A 15994-nucleotide genomic window follows, 5' to 3' on the forward strand; every position below is an offset into this window, starting at 1 on the left:
CCCTCCCGCCCGCCGCCCGGCAACACCCGCTCACGTACAAGGAGTTACGGATCTCATGGACGCTGTGACCCAGGTCCCCACCCCCGTCAACGAGCCGGTGCACGGCTACGCCCCCGGCTCGCCCGAGCGCGCCCGGCTCGAGGTCAAGCTCAAGGAGCTGGCCGAGAACCCGATCGACCTGCCGATGACCATCGGCGGCGAGCAGCGCATGGGCGGCGGCGAGACCATCCAGGTCGTGCAGCCGCACAACCACAAGGCCGTCATCGGCACCCTGCGCAACGCCACCCGGCAGGACGCGCAGGACGCCGTCGACGCGGCCCTGGCCGCCGCGCCGGCCTGGCGTGCGATGTCCTTCGACGACCGCGCCGCGATCATCCTGCGCGCGGCCGAGCTGCTGTCCGGCCCCTGGCGCGAGACCATCGCCGCCTCCACCATGCTGGGCCAGTCGAAGACCGCCCAGCAGGCCGAGATCGACACGCCCTGCGAGCTGGTCGACTTCTGGCGCTTCAACGTCCACTACGCCCGCCAGATCCTGGCCGAGCAGCCCCCGGCGAACTCCCCGGGCGTGTGGAACCGCATGGACCACCGCCCGCTGGAGGGCTTCGTCTACGCGATCACGCCGTTCAACTTCAGCGCCATCGCGGGCAACCTGCCCACCGCGCCCGCGCTGATGGGCAACGTCGTGGTGTGGAAGCCGTCCCCGACGCAGACCCACGCCGCCGTGCTCCTCATGCGGCTGCTGGAGGAGGCCGGTCTGCCCAAGGGCGTCATCAACCTGGTCACCGGTGACGGCATCGAGGTCTCCGAGGTGGCCCTGAACCACCGCGACCTGGCCGGCATCCACTTCACCGGCTCGACCAAGACCTTCCAGTACCTGTGGAAGACGGTCGGCAACAACATCGAGAAGTACCGCTCCTACCCGCGCCTGGTCGGCGAGACCGGCGGCAAGGACTTCCTGGTCGCCCACCCGAGCGCCGACCGCGCCGTCCTGAAGACCGCGCTGACCCGCGGTGCCTTCGAGTACCAGGGCCAGAAGTGCAGCGCCACCTCCCGGGCCTACATCCCGGCCTCCATCTGGAACTCGGGCTTCAAGGAGGAGTTCGCGGCCGAGGTCGACTACCTGACCATGGGTGACGTCACCGACCTGTCGAACTTCCTCGGCGCCGTGATCGACGAGCGCGCCTTCGCCAAGAACAAGGCCGCCATCGACCGCGCCAAGCAGGACCCGACCTGCACGATCGTCGCGGGCGGCAGCTACGACGACTCGGTCGGCTACTTCGTCCGCCCGACCGTCATCGAGTCCACCGACCCGGAGAACGAGATCTTCCGGACGGAGTACTTCGGCCCGGTCCTCGGCGTCTACGTCTACGAGGACGACAAGTACGACGAGATGCTGGAGCAGATGGAGTCGGTCTCCGACTACGCCCTGACCGGCGCCGTCATCTCCAACGACCGCGCCGCGGCGGCGTACACGATGGAGAAGCTCCGCTACGCGGCGGGCAACTTCTACATCAACGACAAGTCGACCGGCGCCGTCGTCGGCCAGCAGCCCTTCGGCGGCGGCCGTGCCTCCGGCACCAACGACAAGGCCGGTGCCCCGCAGAACCTGATGCGCTGGACGCTGACCCGCGCCATCAAGGAGACCCTGGTCGCGCCGACCGACTACACCTACCCGCACATGGGCTGACCAGCCCCGCGATCCCGGCCCGGGAAACCCGACGACAGAGCGGGCTTCCCGGGCCGTTTCCACGTTCTGCGGACCCTCGGGTCACTTCAGGCATGGGCATGCCACTGCCTGCTTCAGGGCGCGCGCGGCCCTCGGGGACCACGCGCGATACTGGCGCCATGACCCTGCGCCTCGCCCACACCGCCGAGCTGGAACCGTCCGAACTCCGCGCGGTGCGCGCCCTGTTGGACGCCGCCTTCGACGGAGGATTCTCCGACGACGACTGGGACCACGGGCTGGGCGGCATGCATGTGCTCGTCCGGGACGGGGCCGGGCTCGCCGCGCACGGTTCGGTCGTGCTGCGCCGGCTGCGGCACCGCGGGCGCTGGCTGCGCACCGGATATGTGGAGGCCGTCGCCGTACGGGCCGACGCGCGGCGCACCGGTCTCGGCGGCCGGGTGATGGCCGAGCTGGAGCGGCTGACCGAGCGGGCCTACGACCTCGGCGCGCTCTCGGCCAGCGCGGACGGGGCCCGTCTGTACACCGCCCGGGGCTGGCAGCGCTGGCCCGGGCGGGTGCACGCCCTCTCGCCCGACGGGATCGTCCGGCTGCCGGACGAGGAGGGGGACGTGTACGTGCGGCCCGGACTCGCCGGACCGCTCGACCCGGCCGGGGAACTGGTCTTCGACTGGCGGGACGGGGATGTCACCTGACGAGCCGTCGGGCTGTGCCGCGGCCCGGCCTCGCCCGCCGGCCGCCCGGTCGGAGTACCCCCCCGAACGCGCGAAGCCGCAGCTCAGAGCGGTGTGATCCAGCTCGCCGTCTCAGATAGTAGGAAGTCCGAGTAATTGGGCAGACAGATGCGGGCCGCTCCCTTAGTTTGAAAGGAGCCGAACGTCTCGCTCGATCCAGCGAATGGCGGTCGTGAGCCGGGCCCGTGCAGGCAACCCCTGCGGCCGTGCTCCCCGCCTCTTCCGGCGTCTCCCCCTCATTGCCGTGCTCCGCGTTTGCCGAAGGAGTCGATTCCCATGGCCGAGACGACCGCCCGCCGCCGAGTCCGCCACGTGCCCCGCACGAGCGAGCCCGAGCGCAAGAACGCCGCCGCCGCCCTCCAGCGCGCCCTCGACCGCCGGGACAACGGCGGCGAGACCGGCCACTGAGCCGGACCACCAGCCGGGAGCCGCACCGTCCCCCGCCGCTCGACGTCGTTCGAGCGGGGGGGGGACCCGTGGGGTGCGGCGCGGCCCTCACCGGCCGCGCCGCACCTCGAAGTGGTCGATCCGCCGCCCGTCCTGCCCCAGGGCCGACACGGCGAGCCGCGGCGACGTGCCCGCCCGCACCTCCACCGAGAGCAGCGAGAAGCCGGTGTAGCGCACCCGGGACCACTCCGCCGTCTCCGGCGCGCGCTCCCCGCCCTTCGTCCAGGCGAAGGTCCGGACCTCCTCGTGCCGGGTGAGGTGCCCCTCGTAGCTGTCCCTCACCCCCGAGGGGAAGCCGTACAGATCCCGGCCGCCGCCGCCCGCCGTCACGTACACGGTGCCGTCCCGGGCGGGGTCGGTGGAGCCGCCGACGGGCACCGCACGGCCGACCTTCCCCGCCCTGATCGCGTCCGTGCGCTCGTACACATGGTTGTGCCCGTTGATCACCAGGTCCACCTGGTGCTCGGCGAACAGCGGCAGCCACTCCCGGCGCACGCCCCCGTCCGAGGCGTGCTGCGAGGTGGAGTAGGCGCAGTGGTGGAAGAAGACGACCACGAAGTCGATGTGCTCGGCGGCGCGCAGCTGCCGCAGCTTCCGGTCCAGCCAGGCCGTCTGCCGGCCGCCGCTGCGCCCGAGGTTGGCGGGGATCTCGTACGAGACGTCGTTGGCGTCCAGTGCGACGAAGGCGGTGTTGCCGTAGGTGAACGCGTACGCGCCCGGTGTGCCGTGCGGGTCGAAGCCGGTCTCCGGCAGCGAGAACCGGGCCAGCTGGCCGCCGTAGCCGTCCGGCGAGTACCAGGCCTCCATGTCGTGGTTGCCGGTCGTCACCATCCACGGCACGGACCGCGCGACCGGCTCGTTCTGCTTCAGGAACAGGTCCCAGAAGGCGGGGTCGTAGCCGTCCGTCGGGTGGCCGGTGCCGTTGACGTCCGCGTAGCAGATGTCGCCGGCGTGCAGATGGAAGGCGGGCTTCTGGCGCAGCACCAGATCGTCGTTGGCGTGCGCGGCCCGGCTCACGCCCTGGTCGCCGAAGGCCGTGAACACGAACCGCTCCCCGCGCGCGGGTGCCGTGCGGAAGGAGGCGATGGCCGCGCGGTGGCCGGCGGCGGTGGGCTCCCAGCCGTCGTGGCCGACGCCGTAGTAGTACGTCGTGCCGGGCGTCAGGCCGTCCACGGCCGCGTGCACGTAGTACTGCTCGAGGGCCTGCCGCACCCCCGGCACCCCGGGCGTGTGCAGCGGGCGCAGCTCGGCCGCGACCCGGCGCCCGAGATCGTCCGGGCGCAGGCCGACCCGGACGTACGGCCGCTTGACGGCGAACGGCACCTGCCAGGAGATCCGCAGCTGCGTCCGGGGGTCGGCGCCGAAGGCCAGATGGCGGCCGAACGGGCGGACCACCGAGCCAGGCGCCCGCGAGGTGGCCGAGGCGGGCGCCCGCGAGCCGCTCGCGCCGGGCTTCGCGCCGGACGCGGTCGCGCAGCCGGTCAGCAGACCGCCCGCCACCGCGCCGGCCGACACCAGGGTGCGGCGGGGCAGCACACGGGTGCGCAGGTACTCGTACTGCTCGGCCATGCTCAGCCGTCCGGCGAGCCGCGGCGGAATACCGACGTCAGGGGTGTCCATGTCCCGGAACCTTCCACCATGGGCCAACCGCCCTGCCACGTACGGGTGAACGCCGGCCGACGGGAGGACACCGGCGATCCGTCCGGGTGTCCGGATGGCGGACATCGCGTGTCATCCCATGGGACGAGGAGTAGGGTGCCCGCATGTCTCGCAGCATCAATCTCGCAGTGATCCCCGGTGACGGCATCGGCCAGGAGGTCGTGGCCGAGGGTCTCAAGGTCCTCTCCGCCGTCCTGCCGCAGGATGTGAAGCTGGAGACCAAGGAGTACGACTTCGGCGCGCAGCGCTACCACGCCACCGGTGAGACCCTCACCGACGCCGACCTCGACGCTCTCAAGGGGCACGACGCCATCCTGCTCGGCGCCATCGGCGACCCGTCGGTGCCGTCCGGCGTCCTGGAGCGCGGCTTCCTGCTCAAGCTCCGCTTCGCCTTCGACCACCACGTCAACCTGCGCCCGTCGAAGCTGCTGCCGGGGGTCGCCACCCCGCTCGCCGGCCAGCCGGAGATCGACTTCGTCGTCGTCCGCGAGGGCACCGAGGGCCCGTACACCGGCAACGGCGGCACCATCCGCAAGGGCACCGCGCACGAGGTCGCCACCGAGGTCTCCGTCAACACGGCCTACGGCGTCGAGCGGGTCGTCCGCGACGCCTTCGCCCGGGCCCAGGCCCGCCCCCGCAAGAAGCTCACGCTGGTCCACAAGAACAACGTGCTGACCTTCGCCGGGCACCTGTGGACGAACGTCTTCCAGCGGGTGGCCCAGGAGTTCCCCGACGTCACCACGGACTACGTCCACGTCGACGCGGCCACCATCTACCTGGTCACCGACCCCGGCCGTTTCGACGTCATCGTCACCGACAACCTCTTCGGCGACATCATCACCGACCTCGCCGCGGCCGTCTCCGGCGGCATCGGCGTGGCCGCCTCCGGCAACATCAACCCGAGCGGCGCGTTCCCGTCCATGTTCGAGCCGGTGCACGGTTCGGCCCCGGACATCGCGGGCCAGGGCAAGGCGGACCCCACCGCCACCGTCCTGTCCGTCGCCCTGCTGCTGCGCCACCTCGGCTACGACGACGAGGCCGACCGCATCGACGCCGCGGTCGCCGCCGACCTCACCGAGCGCTCCGGGCAGCCGGCCCGCTCGACCTCCCGGATCGGCGACGCGCTCGCCGTACGCGTAGCCGGCTGACCCGCCGCGCTCCACCCAAGCCGCCGGGTCGCGACCGCACCCGGCGGCTTTTCCTGTGCCTCGCCGGGTGCCACCATCAACCCTGGGCCGCTTCACCCCCATTCCTTCCGGCTCGGCGCCCGCGCGATAATCGGACGCGGAGCCGCGATATGAGGGAATGCTCGGACGTCCTAGCACTGACGACCGCCAGTACAGGAGTGAACGCGGCCCGTCACTACAACCGGTGAAGGACAACCACTGATGACGACGCCCACGATCGAGCTCAAGCCCTCCGCCAGCCCGCTCGCCGCCGCCCAGCGCGAGGCGATCCTGGCCGACCCGGGGTTCGGCCGCCACTTCACCGACCACATGGTGACGATCAAGTGGACGGAGGGGCGCGGCTGGCACGACGCCCAGCTCGTTCCGTACGGCCCGATCTCCCTGGACCCCTCCACCCACGTCCTGCACTACGGCCAGGAGATCTTCGAGGGGCTGAAGGCCTACCGCCAGCCCGACGGCTCGATCGCGCTGTTCCGCCCCGAGGCCAACGCCCGCCGGTTCCGCACCTCCGCCCGCCGCATGGCCATGGCCGAGCTGCCCGAGGAGCTGTTCATCGCCGCGCTGGACGCGCTGCTCACCCAGGACGCCGACTGGGTTCCGCCGCACGGCGGCGAGGAGGCCCTGTACCTGCGGCCGTTCATGTTCGCCACGGAGGCCGCGCTCGGCGTGCACCCGGCGAACGAGTACCTGTTCATGCTGATCGCCTCGCCGTCCGGCGCCTACTTCGCCGGCGGGGTGCGGCCGGTCACCATCTGGGTCTCCGAGGACCACGTCCGCGCCGTCCCGGGCGGCACCGGCGACGCCAAGACCGGCGGCAACTACGCCGCCTCCCTGCTCCCGCAGGCCGAGGCCGCCGCGCACGGCTGCGACCAGGTCGTCTACCTCGACGCGGTCACCCGCACCAAGGTCGAGGAGAGCGGCAGCATGAACGTCGTCTTCGTCTACGGCGACCGGATCGTCACCCCGTCGCTCACCGGCTCGATCCTGGAGGGCATCACCCGCGACTCGCTCCTCCAGGTCGCCCGCGACCTCGGCTACACCGCCGAGGAGAGCACGGTCACCCTCGAGCAGTGGCGCCGGGACGCCGCGTCCGGCGCGCTCACCGAGGTCTTCGCCTGCGGCACCGCGGCTGTGGTCACCCCGATCGGGCACGTCAAGACCAAGACGGGCCAGTGGACGCACGGCGACGGCACGCCCGGCCCGGTCACCCTGCGGATGCGCGAGGCCCTGCTCGGCGTCCAGCGCGGCATGACCGAGGACAAGCACGGCTGGATGCACACGATCGGCTGACCGGGTCCCCGCGCGTGCGCGGGGCCGGCTATGCCAGGGCCGCCTCGGACTCCTCGACGTCCGCGGCGGCCCTCGGCCGTTCCCGGCCGGAGGTCAGCAGCAGGTACACGGCGCCGCCGGCCAGCCCCGACAGCAGGAAGCTGCAGTCCACCCCGCCGGTCAGGGAGAGCAGCGGGCCCTCGTACGACGGCAGGGACACCGCCAGCAGGCCGACCGCCGCGCCGGCCGCCCAGGAGACGACGGCCCGCACGTTCCAGCCCGCCCGGTACCAGTAGATCCCGCCCAGCGAACGGCGGTTGAAGACCTGGAGGGCGTCGGCGTCGTAGACCCCCCGGCAGCGGGCGAAGCCGATGAGGGTGATGACCGCCCACGGGGTGCCGATGGCGGTGAGCAGCAGGACGAAGGAGGTCATCGCCGACTGCGCGTTCCAGGCGTAGTGGCCGGCGAAGACGCAGGCGGTGGCCACCACGGCCACGGCACAGGTGGCGCGGGCGCGGGAGGCGCGGGGCAGGATCGCGTCCAGGTCCAGGCCCATCGAGTACAGCATCAGGCCCGCGTTGCCGACCGAGCCGGCCGAGGCGGCCAGCAGCAGCGGGACCAGGTACCAGCCGGGAGAGGCCGCGACCAGCGGGCCCGCGTAGTCGGTGGCCGCGCGGGCCGCGTACGCCGTGAAGGTGCCGAACAGCTGCGGCACCAGCAGGCCGAGGACCAGCCCCAGCCAGGTGGCGTGCAGGACGCGCCGGCTGGTGTGGCGGGCGGGGGAGATGTAGCGGGTGTAGTCGCCGAGCAGGGTGATGAAGGCGATGGGCCCGGACAGGCCCGCCGCTACCGCCGCGAGGAACCAGGTGGGCCAGAAGGAGCCCAGCAGATAGCCGCCCGCGTCCGGCAGCGCCGAGGTGGTGAAGTGCGGGGCGTAGGCGAGGACGCCGAGGGCGAGCAGGGCCGTCATGCCGAGGGCCAGCACCCGGGACATGGCGAGCAGGACGCGGTAGCCGAAGACGGCGCCCGCGACGGTCGCCGCGGCGAGGACCGCGTAGACGAGGGCGTACGCCACCCCGTCCGCCGGCACGCCGAAGAGCCGGCCGAGGACCATCAGCATCACGTCGCCGCCGATCCACACCGTCAGCGCGGTGTAGCCGAGCGCGAGCAGCAGTCCGACGACCGAGCCGACCAGCCGGCCGCGCACACCGAACTGGGCGCCGGAGGAGGTGGACAGGTTGGTCGCGGTGCGCAGCGAGACCAGGGCGAGCGGGGCGGTGAACAGGGTGCCGATCACCGTGCCCGCCACGACGGAGCTGACCGACCCCCACCAGCCGAGCCCGAAGGACGGCGGCAGCCAGCCGAAGATGATCACTCCGAGGCAGAGGTTGGAGCCGAGCAGGATCGATACGAGGTCCCGCGGACCGCTGGTGCGTTCCGCGTCCGGGATGGTGTCGACTCCGCGCTGTTCTATCGGCATGGCTGGGTCTCCTTCGACGGCCGCCACTGGGTTAGAGCGACGTTCAATGTGACGTGCGGGCCGTCCCCTGGTCAATGCTTCTGTTTCATGAATTCTCTGTTTAGAGTGTTGTTCTAACTTATGGAAGGCAAGGAGGTGCCGCGTCGTGAGACTGACCCCCACGGAACGTGACCGGCTGCTGCTCTTCGGAGCCGCCGAGCTGGCCCGGGCCCGCCGCGCGCGCGGACTCAGGCTGAACGTGCCGGAGGCCACCGCGCTGATCGCGGACACCGTCTGCGAGGCGGCCCGGGACGGCCGGCGGCTCGCCGAGGCCATCGAGGCGGCCCGGTCGGTGCTCGGCCCCGAGGACGTACTGCCGGGCGTCGCCGACGTCGTCACCGAGGTGATGGTCGAGGCCGTCTTCGACGACGGCTCCCGGCTCGCGGTCGTCTCCGATCCCATCGGCGGCGGTCACCTGGGCGGGGCGGCGCCGGGCGCGCTGCTGCCCGCCCCCGAGCACAGCGACCCGGAGCCGGTCGTCCGGCTGCGCGTCACCAACACCGCGACCGTGCCGGTCTCCGTCACCTCCCACTTCCACTTCTTCGAGGCCAATCCGCGCCTCGACTTCGACCGCCGCGGTGCCTACGGCATGCGGCTCGCCGTACCCGCGGGCTCCTCGGTCCGCTTCGGGCCGGGGGAGAGCGAGGAGGTCGGGCTCGTCCCGATCGGCGGCGAGCGGATCGCGATCGGCTTCGCCGGTCTGGTGGACGGGCCGCTGGACGCGCCCGGCGCCAGGGAAGAGGCCCTGCGCAGGGCCGCCGCCTGCGGATATCTCGGAGTGACGCCGGAAGGAGGCGAGGAGCGATGAGCCGCTCGAAAGGACGCGAGGTGAGCCGGTCGATCCATGTCGACCCGCACGCCTACGCCGCCACCCACGGCCCCCGGGCCGGCGACCGCATCAGGCTCGGTGACTCCGGGCTGACCGTCCGCGTGGAGTCCGACGCCCAGAAGTACGGCGACGAGTTCCTGGCCGGCTTCGGCAAGACCGCGCGCGACGGACTGCACCTGAAGGCCGCCGCCGTCCGCGACACCTGCGACGTCGTGATCAGCAACGTCGTGGTGATCGACGCCGCGCAAGGCATCCGCAAGGTGTCCATCGGCATCCGCGAGGGGCGCATCTGCGGGATCGGACGGGCCGGCAACCCGGACACCCTGGACGGGGTGGACGTCGTCGTCGGCACCGGCACCTCGATCGTCTCCGGCGAGGGCATGATCGCCACCGCCGGCGCCGTCGACACCCATGTCCACCTGCTGTCGCCGCGCATCATGGAGGCTTCCCTCGCCTCCGGCGTCACCACGATCATCGGGCAGGAGTTCGGCCCGGTGTGGGGCGTCGGCGTCAACTCGCCCTGGGCGCTGCGGCACGCCTTCAACGCGTTCGACGCCTGGCCGGTCAACATCGGCTTCCTCGGCCGGGGTTCGTCCTCCCACGCGGCCCCGCTGGTCGAGGCCCTGGCCGAGGGCGGTGCGTCCGGATTCAAGGTGCACGAGGACATGGGCGCCCACACGCGGGCGCTGGACACCGCGCTGCGGGTGGCCGAGGAGCACGACGTCCAGGTCGCCCTGCACAGCGACGGCCTGAACGAGTGCCTGTCGGTCGAGGACACCCTCAGGGTGCTGGAGGGCCGCACGATCCACGCCTTCCACATCGAGGGCTGCGGCGGCGGACATGTGCCCAACGTGCTGAAGATGGCCGGCGTCCCGAACGTCATCGGCTCCTCCACCAACCCCACCCTGCCCTTCGGCCGGGACGCGGTCGCCGAGCACTACGGCATGATCGTCTCCGTCCACGACCTGAAGACCGACCTGCCGGGTGACGCGGCCATGGCCCGGGACCGGATCCGGGCGGGCACGATGGGCGCCGAGGACGTGCTGCACGACCTGGGCGCGATCGGCATCACCTCCTCCGACGCGCAGGGCATGGGCCGGGCCGGTGAGACGGTCCGCCGCACCTTCGCCATGGCCGGCAAGATGAAGGCCGAGCTGGGCCCGATGGAGGGCGACGGCGAGGGCGACGACAACGCCCGCGTGCTGCGCTACATGGCCAAGCTGACCATCAACCCGGCGATCGCCCACGGCCTCGCCCACGAGGTCGGCTCGATCGAGACCGGCAAGCTCGCCGACATCGTGCTGTGGCGCCCCGAGTACTTCGGCGCCAAGCCGCAGCTGGTCCTCAAGTCCGGCTTCCCGGCGTACGGCGTGGTCGGCGACCCCAACGCGGCCACCGACACCTGCGAACCCCTGGTCCTGGGGCCGCAGTTCGGTTCGTACGGCGCCACCGCCGCGGACATCTCGGTCGCGTTCGTCGCCCGGGCCGCTGTCGACCAGGGCAACGACACCCTGCCCACGCGGCGCAGGAGGGTCGCGGTGCGCGGCACCCGCGGGATCGGCCCCGCCGACCTCCGGCTCAACGCCCGTATCGGAGCGGTCGACGTCGACCAGCGCACCGGCCTGGTCTCCCTCGACGGCGACCCGCTGCGCTCGGAGCCCGCCGACTCCGTCTCCCTCAACCGCCTCTACTTCCTCTAAGGACCCGCGACATGACCACCCCCGCCGCCGACGGCTTCCGCATGCCAGCCGAGTGGGCCCCGCACGAGCGCACCTGGATGGCCTGGCCCAGCCCCAACCCCACCTTCGACGATCCGGACGACCTGCGCCGCTCCCGCGCCGCCTGGGCCTCGGTGGCCCGCGCCGTGCTGCGCTTCGAGCCCGTGACGGTCGTGTGCGGCCCCGGCCAGTCGGCCGAGGCCCGGGAACTGCTCGGCCCCGGTGTCGACACCGTCGAGCGCGAGCTGGACGACGCCTGGATGCGGGACATCGGCCCCACCTTCCTGACCGACGACAAGGGCGGCCTCGCCGCCGTCGACTGGACCTTCAACGGCTGGGGCGCCCAGGACTGGGCCCGCTGGGAGCACGACGCGAAGATCGGCGCGTACGTCTCCGACCTCGCCGGCGCGCGGACGTACGCCTCCAGGCTGGTCAACGAGGGCGGCGCGATCCACGTCGACGGCGAGGGCACCGTGCTGCTCACCGAGACCGTGCAGCTCGGCCCCGAGCGCAACCCGCACTGGTCCAGGGTGGAGGTCGAGGCCGAGATCCACGCCCACCTCGGCACCAGCAAGGCGATCTGGCTGCCGCGCGGTCTGACCGGCGACTACCCGCCCTACGGCTTCGGCACCCTCGGCCATGTCGACATCGTCGCCGCCTTCGCCCGCCCCGGTGTGGTGGTCGCCCACCACCAGCCGGACCCGGCCCACCCCGACCACGAGGTCACCAAGGAGGTCATCGGCCTGCTGAAGTCGGCGACCGACGCCCGGGGCCGCCGCCTCGAGGTCGTCGAGGTGCCCGCGCCGACCGTCCTGGAGGCCGACGGCCACTGGGCCGACTACTCCTACATCAACCACTACATCTGCAACGGCGGGGTCGTCCTGTGCGGCTTCGACGACCCGCGCGACGAGATCGCCGCCGGGATCTTCCGCCGTCTCTTCCCGGAGCGGACGGTGACGCTGGTGGACGCCCGTACGATCTTCTCCGGGGGCGGTGGCATCCACTGCATCACCCAGCAGCAGCCGAAGGTCTGACACACACAGGAGCAGCAGATGGCCGGTGCGGCCCGTGCGCGCAGGAACGCGCCGCCGCGCGAGGAGCTTCTCGTCGCGGCCATGGACATGATCGCCGAGCGCGGTCTGGAGAAGCTCACCATGGCGGGGCTCGGCCGTGAGGTCGGGATGAGCAGCGGCCATCTGCTGTACTACTTCCGCTCCAAGGACGAGCTGCTGCTGCAGACCCTGGAGTGGAGCGAGGGCAGGCTGGGCGCCGAGCGCGGCCGGCTGCTCACCCGCCCGGGGTCGGCCCGGGAGCGCCTGGAGGCGTACGTCGACCTGTACGTCCCCGCGGGCCACCGCGATCCGCACTGGACGCTCTGGCTGGAGGTCTGGAACCGGTCGCAGAACGCCGACGAGGAGGCCCGGGTCCGGCAGGCCGCGATCGAGGGCGCGTGGCACCGCGATCTGGTCGCCCTGGTCGCCGAGGGCATCTCGCGGGGGGAGTTCCGGACGGTCGACGCGGACCGTTTCGCGGCGCGGCTGCGTGCGCTGCTCGACGGTTTCTCCATCCACGTCGCCATCGGGCTGCGCGGCACCGACCGGGACCAAGTGCTCGCGCACGTACGGGAGTTCCTCCGGGACGTGCTTCTCATGCCGTAGCCGCGGGGCGCCGGCGCGCACCCGGCCGCGCGCCCGAGGAATCGTTCCCTCCGTCACCGGGCAGGTAACGGCCCATGGGACGAGAACAGTGGAAGAAGATCTGGGTCGGCTCGGCGGGGAACATGGTCGAGTGGTTCGACTGGTTCGTGTACGCGAGTTTCGCCACCTACTTCGCCGGCGCGTTCTTCCCCAAGGGCGACTCCACCGCCCAGCTGATGAACACCGCCGGCATCTTCGCCGTCGGCTTCTTCATGCGCCCCGTGGGCGGCTGGCTGCTGGGCAGGGTCGGCGACCGCAAGGGCCGCAAGGCGGCGCTCACCCTGACCGTCACGCTCATGTCGGCCTCGGCCGTCCTCATCGCCGTCGCCCCCACCTACGCCGTCGCCGGCTACGGCGGCGCGCTCGTCCTGCTCGTGGCCCGGCTGCTCCAGGGCCTGTCGGTGGGCGGCGAGTACGCGGCCAGCGCGACCTATCTGACCGAGGCGTCCGACCCGGCCCGGCGTGGCTTCGCCTCCAGCTTCCAGTACGTCTCCATGACCGCCGGCCAGATCATCGGCCTCGGCCTGCAGATCGTCCTCCAGCGCACCATGTCCGACGACGCCCTGCACAGCTACGGCTGGCGCATCCCGTTCGTCGTCGGCGCCCTGGGCGCGGCCGTCATCTTCTATCTGCGCCGCACCATGCTGGAGACCGAGGTGTACGCGGAGGACGGCTCGCACGCCGAGGACCGCGGCACCCTGCGCGCGCTGTGGCAGCACAGGCGGGAGGCGTTCCTGGTCGTCGCCCTCACCATGGGCGGCACGGTGGCCTACTACACGTACACCACCTATCTGACGAAGTACCTCTCCAACTCTGCGGGGCTGTCCAAGCAGACGGCGACCCTGGTCTCCTTCACCGCGCTGATCGTCTTCGCCTGCCTGCAGCCCTTCGCCGGCCGGCTCTCCGACCGGATCGGCCGCCGCCCGCTGCTCATCACCTTCGCGGTCGGCTCCACCTTCCTCACCGTCCCGATCATGACCCTGCTCAAGCACGCCGACGGCTACTGGCCCGCCCTCGGGCTCGCCCTGCTGGCACTGGTCGTGGTCACCGGCTACACCTCCATCAACGCCTGTGTGAAGGCGGAGCTGTTCCCGACCGGCATCCGCGCGCTCGGCGTGGCCCTGCCGTACGCCATCGGCAACGCCCTCTTCGGCGGCACGGCCGAGTACATCGCCCTGTGGTTCAAGGACGCCGGCGTCGAATCGGGCTTCTACTGGTACGTGGCGGGCTGCGCCGCCGTCTCCCTGGTCGTGTACCTCACCATGCGGGAGACCAAGGACCTGGACCTGACCCGGGTGAAGGCCGCCGAGGGATCGGGGGAGTCCAGCCTGACGCCCGCATCCTGAGACAGGCGGTGAGCCGGGGGCGGTGCTGTGCCAGACTGCCTCCGTGCCCTCGTACGCCACGATTATCGGCAGCAGGCGCGCGCCGGTCCGCAGTGACCATCTCGTATGACCAGGTACGGGTGGCCACCATCGTCCTCGACCCGCGCGCAGACCTCTCGCACCCGCGAGGGGTTTTTTCGTTTTCCGGCCCACCTGCAGCCGGGAGCGGAGCGCGAGGGAGTATGGGGAGGACGGTGGAGCCGGTCATTCCGGTAAGACCGAAGATCCACTACAGGAGCCTTGAGACCATGACCGAGACGGCACACAGCGAGCTCGACGACTCGTTCCACGTCTTCGACACCACGCTGCGCGACGGCGCGCAGCGCGAGGGCATCAACCTCACCGTCGCGGACAAGCTCGCCATCGCACGGCACCTGGACGACTTCGGCGTGGGCTTCATCGAGGGCGGCTGGCCCGGCGCGAACCCCCGCGACACCGAGTTCTTCGCCCGCGCCAAGGATGAGATCGACTTCCGGCACGCCCGGCTGGTCGCCTTCGGCGCCACCCGCCGCGCCGGTGCGAAGGCCGCCGAGGACCCCCAGGTCAAGGCCCTGCTCCAGTCCGGCGCCCCGGTGATCACGCTGGTCGCCAAGGCACACGACCGGCATGTGGAGCTGGCGCTGCGCACCACCCTGGACGAGAACCTGGCGATGGTCCGCGACACCGTGTCGTACCTGAAGGACCAGGGCCGCCGGGTCTTCGTGGACTGCGAGCACTTCTTCGACGGCTACCGCGCCAACCCCGAGTACGCCAAGGCCGTCGTCCGCGCGGCGGCCGAGGCCGGCGCCGACGTCGTCGTCCTCTGCGACACCAACGGCGGCATGCTCCCCGCCCAGGTCCACGCGGTCGTCGCCACCGTCCTCGCCGACACCGGCGCCCGGCTCGGCATCCACGCCCAGGACGACACCGGCTGCGCGGTCGCCAACACCCTGGCCGCCGTGGACGCGGGCGCCACCCATGTGCAGTGCACGGCCAACGGCTACGGCGAGCGGGTGGGCAACGCCAACCTGTTCCCGGTGGTCGCCGCCCTGCAGCTGAAGTACGGCAAGCAGGTGCTGCCCGAGGGCCGGCTGCGCGAGATGACCCGGATCTCGCACGCCATCGCCGAGGTCGTCAACCTGACGCCGTCCACCCACCAGCCGTACGTGGGCGTATCGGCCTTCGCGCACAAGGCCGGCCTGCACGCCTCCGCCATCAAGGTCGACCCGGACCTGTACCAGCACATCGACCCCGAGCGGGTCGGCAACACCATGCGCATGCTCGTCTCCGACATGGCGGGCCGCGCCTCGGTCGAGCTGAAGGGCAAGGAGCTGGGCATCGACCTGGGCGGTGACCGGGAACTGGTCGGCCGGGTCGTCGAGCGCGTCAAGGAGCGGGAGCTCAGGGGCTACACCTACGAGGCCGCCGACGCCTCCTTCGAGCTGCTGCTGCGGGCCGAGGTCGAGGGCAGGCCGCTGAAGTACTTCGACGTCGAGTCCTGGCGGGCGATCGTGGAGGACCGGCCCGACGGCACCCACGCCAACGAGGCCACGGTCAAGCTGTGGGCCAAGAGCGAGCGGATCGTCGCCACCGCGGAGGGCAACGGCCCGGTCAACGCGCTGGACCGGGCGCTGCGCGTGGCGCTGGAGAAGATCTACCCGCAGCTCGCCAAGCTGGAGCTGGTGGACTACAAGGTCCGCATCCTGGAGGGCAAGCACGGCACGTCGTCCACCACCCGTGTGCTGATCTCCACCTCCGACGGCGCGGGCGAGTGGTCCACGGTCGGCGTCGCGGAGAACGTCATCGCCGCCTCCTGGCAGGCCCTGGAGGACGCGTACACGTACGGTCTGCTCCGCGCGGGCGTGGAGCCGGCTCAGTAGCCACAGT

General features: G+C 71.8%; 13 protein-coding genes. 11 read left to right on the forward strand and 2 right to left on the reverse strand.

The genetic code is table 11. The features are described from left to right. Positions 1 to 55 precede the first annotated feature (55 nt). The 3 genes from pruA (at position 56) to ACF073_RS24570 (ending at position 2826) form a co-directional block, all read left to right on the forward strand. On the forward strand, positions 56 to 1687 hold the full coding sequence (pruA, locus tag ACF073_RS24560) for an L-glutamate gamma-semialdehyde dehydrogenase (RefSeq protein ID WP_392073366.1): 1632 nt from the start codon (positions 56 to 58) through the stop codon (positions 1685 to 1687). 98 nt (positions 1688 to 1785) lie between these two features. Beyond that, on the forward strand, positions 1786 to 2379 hold the full coding sequence (locus tag ACF073_RS24565; protein WP_392073714.1) for a GNAT family N-acetyltransferase: 594 nt from the start codon (positions 1786 to 1788) through the stop codon (positions 2377 to 2379). 315 nt (positions 2380 to 2694) lie between these two features. Beyond that, complete coding sequence (locus tag ACF073_RS24570) at positions 2695 to 2826, forward strand: hypothetical protein (RefSeq protein ID WP_392073368.1); 132 nt, start codon at positions 2695 to 2697, stop codon at positions 2824 to 2826. An 87-nt stretch (positions 2827 to 2913) separates the two neighbouring features. Here the strand turns inward: ACF073_RS24570 and ACF073_RS24575 are convergent, their stop codons facing one another. Beyond that, positions 2914 to 4485: a purple acid phosphatase family protein gene (locus tag ACF073_RS24575; RefSeq protein WP_392073369.1), complete on the reverse strand. Its 1572-nt coding sequence runs from the start codon at positions 4483 to 4485 to the stop codon at positions 2914 to 2916. A 143-nt stretch (positions 4486 to 4628) separates the two neighbouring features. Between ACF073_RS24575 and ACF073_RS24580 the strand changes: the two genes are divergently transcribed. Both ACF073_RS24580 and ACF073_RS24585 read left to right on the forward strand, forming a co-directional pair. After that, positions 4629 to 5672 carry a 3-isopropylmalate dehydrogenase gene (locus ACF073_RS24580; RefSeq protein ID WP_392073371.1) on the forward strand — a complete coding sequence of 348 codons (1044 nt, stop codon included), beginning with the start codon at positions 4629 to 4631 and terminating at the stop codon, positions 5670 to 5672. 240 nt (positions 5673 to 5912) lie between these two features. Then, complete coding sequence (locus ACF073_RS24585; RefSeq protein WP_392073373.1) at positions 5913 to 7001, forward strand: branched-chain amino acid aminotransferase; 1089 nt, start codon at positions 5913 to 5915, stop codon at positions 6999 to 7001. A 28-nt stretch (positions 7002 to 7029) separates the two neighbouring features. Here ACF073_RS24585 and ACF073_RS24590 read toward each other — a convergent pair whose 3' ends face one another. Next, positions 7030 to 8460 (reverse strand): cytosine permease, encoded by a 1431-nt coding sequence (locus ACF073_RS24590; RefSeq protein ID WP_392073375.1) that lies wholly within the window; start codon positions 8458 to 8460, stop codon positions 7030 to 7032. Positions 8461 to 8605: 145 nt separating this feature from the next. Between ACF073_RS24590 and ureA the strand changes: the two genes are divergently transcribed. The 6 genes from ureA (at position 8606) to cimA (ending at position 15987) form a co-directional block, all read left to right on the forward strand. Then, positions 8606 to 9307, forward strand: coding sequence for an urease subunit gamma (gene ureA, locus ACF073_RS24595; RefSeq protein ID WP_392073376.1), 702 nt, complete (start codon positions 8606 to 8608; stop codon positions 9305 to 9307). Next, positions 9304 to 11028 carry an urease subunit alpha gene (locus ACF073_RS24600; protein WP_392073378.1) on the forward strand — a complete coding sequence of 575 codons (1725 nt, stop codon included), beginning with the start codon at positions 9304 to 9306 and terminating at the stop codon, positions 11026 to 11028. The genes ureA and ACF073_RS24600 overlap by 4 nt, the downstream gene beginning before the upstream one ends. Before the next feature lie 11 nt (positions 11029 to 11039). After that, positions 11040 to 12080, forward strand: coding sequence for an agmatine/peptidylarginine deiminase (locus ACF073_RS24605; RefSeq protein WP_392073380.1), 1041 nt, complete (start codon positions 11040 to 11042; stop codon positions 12078 to 12080). Positions 12081 to 12098: 18 nt separating this feature from the next. Continuing rightward, positions 12099 to 12704: a TetR/AcrR family transcriptional regulator gene (locus ACF073_RS24610; protein WP_392073381.1), complete on the forward strand. Its 606-nt coding sequence runs from the start codon at positions 12099 to 12101 to the stop codon at positions 12702 to 12704. 74 nt (positions 12705 to 12778) lie between these two features. Then, positions 12779 to 14089, forward strand: coding sequence for an MFS transporter (locus ACF073_RS24615; RefSeq protein ID WP_392073383.1), 1311 nt, complete (start codon positions 12779 to 12781; stop codon positions 14087 to 14089). A 287-nt stretch (positions 14090 to 14376) separates the two neighbouring features. After that, positions 14377 to 15987, forward strand: coding sequence for a citramalate synthase (gene cimA, locus ACF073_RS24620; RefSeq protein WP_392073385.1), 1611 nt, complete (start codon positions 14377 to 14379; stop codon positions 15985 to 15987). The last annotated feature ends 7 nt before the right edge of the window (positions 15988 to 15994 follow it).

Source organism: Streptomyces sp. NPDC015171 (genome assembly GCF_043079545.1).
GTDB lineage: Bacteria > Actinomycetota > Actinomycetes > Streptomycetales > Streptomycetaceae > Streptomyces.

What these genes read in the sequence shown, in the direction of transcription:
- pruA (WP_392073366.1), top strand. Translation starts at nt 56, where the DNA reads ATGGACGCTGTGACCCAGGTCCCCACCCCCGTCAACGAGCCGGTGCAC.
- ACF073_RS24565 (WP_392073714.1), top strand. Translation starts at nt 1,786, where the DNA reads ATGCCACTGCCTGCTTCAGGGCGCGCGCGGCCCTCGGGGACCACGCGC.
- ACF073_RS24570 (WP_392073368.1), top strand. Translation starts at nt 2,695, where the DNA reads ATGGCCGAGACGACCGCCCGCCGCCGAGTCCGCCACGTGCCCCGCACG.
- ACF073_RS24575 (WP_392073369.1), bottom strand. Translation starts at nt 4,485, where the DNA reads ATGGACACCCCTGACGTCGGTATTCCGCCGCGGCTCGCCGGACGGCTG.
- ACF073_RS24580 (WP_392073371.1), top strand. Translation starts at nt 4,629, where the DNA reads ATGTCTCGCAGCATCAATCTCGCAGTGATCCCCGGTGACGGCATCGGC.
- ACF073_RS24585 (WP_392073373.1), top strand. Translation starts at nt 5,913, where the DNA reads ATGACGACGCCCACGATCGAGCTCAAGCCCTCCGCCAGCCCGCTCGCC.
- ACF073_RS24590 (WP_392073375.1), bottom strand. Translation starts at nt 8,460, where the DNA reads ATGCCGATAGAACAGCGCGGAGTCGACACCATCCCGGACGCGGAACGC.
- ACF073_RS24600 (WP_392073378.1), top strand. Translation starts at nt 9,304, where the DNA reads ATGAGCCGCTCGAAAGGACGCGAGGTGAGCCGGTCGATCCATGTCGAC.
- ACF073_RS24605 (WP_392073380.1), top strand. Translation starts at nt 11,040, where the DNA reads ATGACCACCCCCGCCGCCGACGGCTTCCGCATGCCAGCCGAGTGGGCC.
- ACF073_RS24610 (WP_392073381.1), top strand. Translation starts at nt 12,099, where the DNA reads ATGGCCGGTGCGGCCCGTGCGCGCAGGAACGCGCCGCCGCGCGAGGAG.
- ACF073_RS24615 (WP_392073383.1), top strand. Translation starts at nt 12,779, where the DNA reads ATGGGACGAGAACAGTGGAAGAAGATCTGGGTCGGCTCGGCGGGGAAC.
- cimA (WP_392073385.1), top strand. Translation starts at nt 14,377, where the DNA reads ATGACCGAGACGGCACACAGCGAGCTCGACGACTCGTTCCACGTCTTC.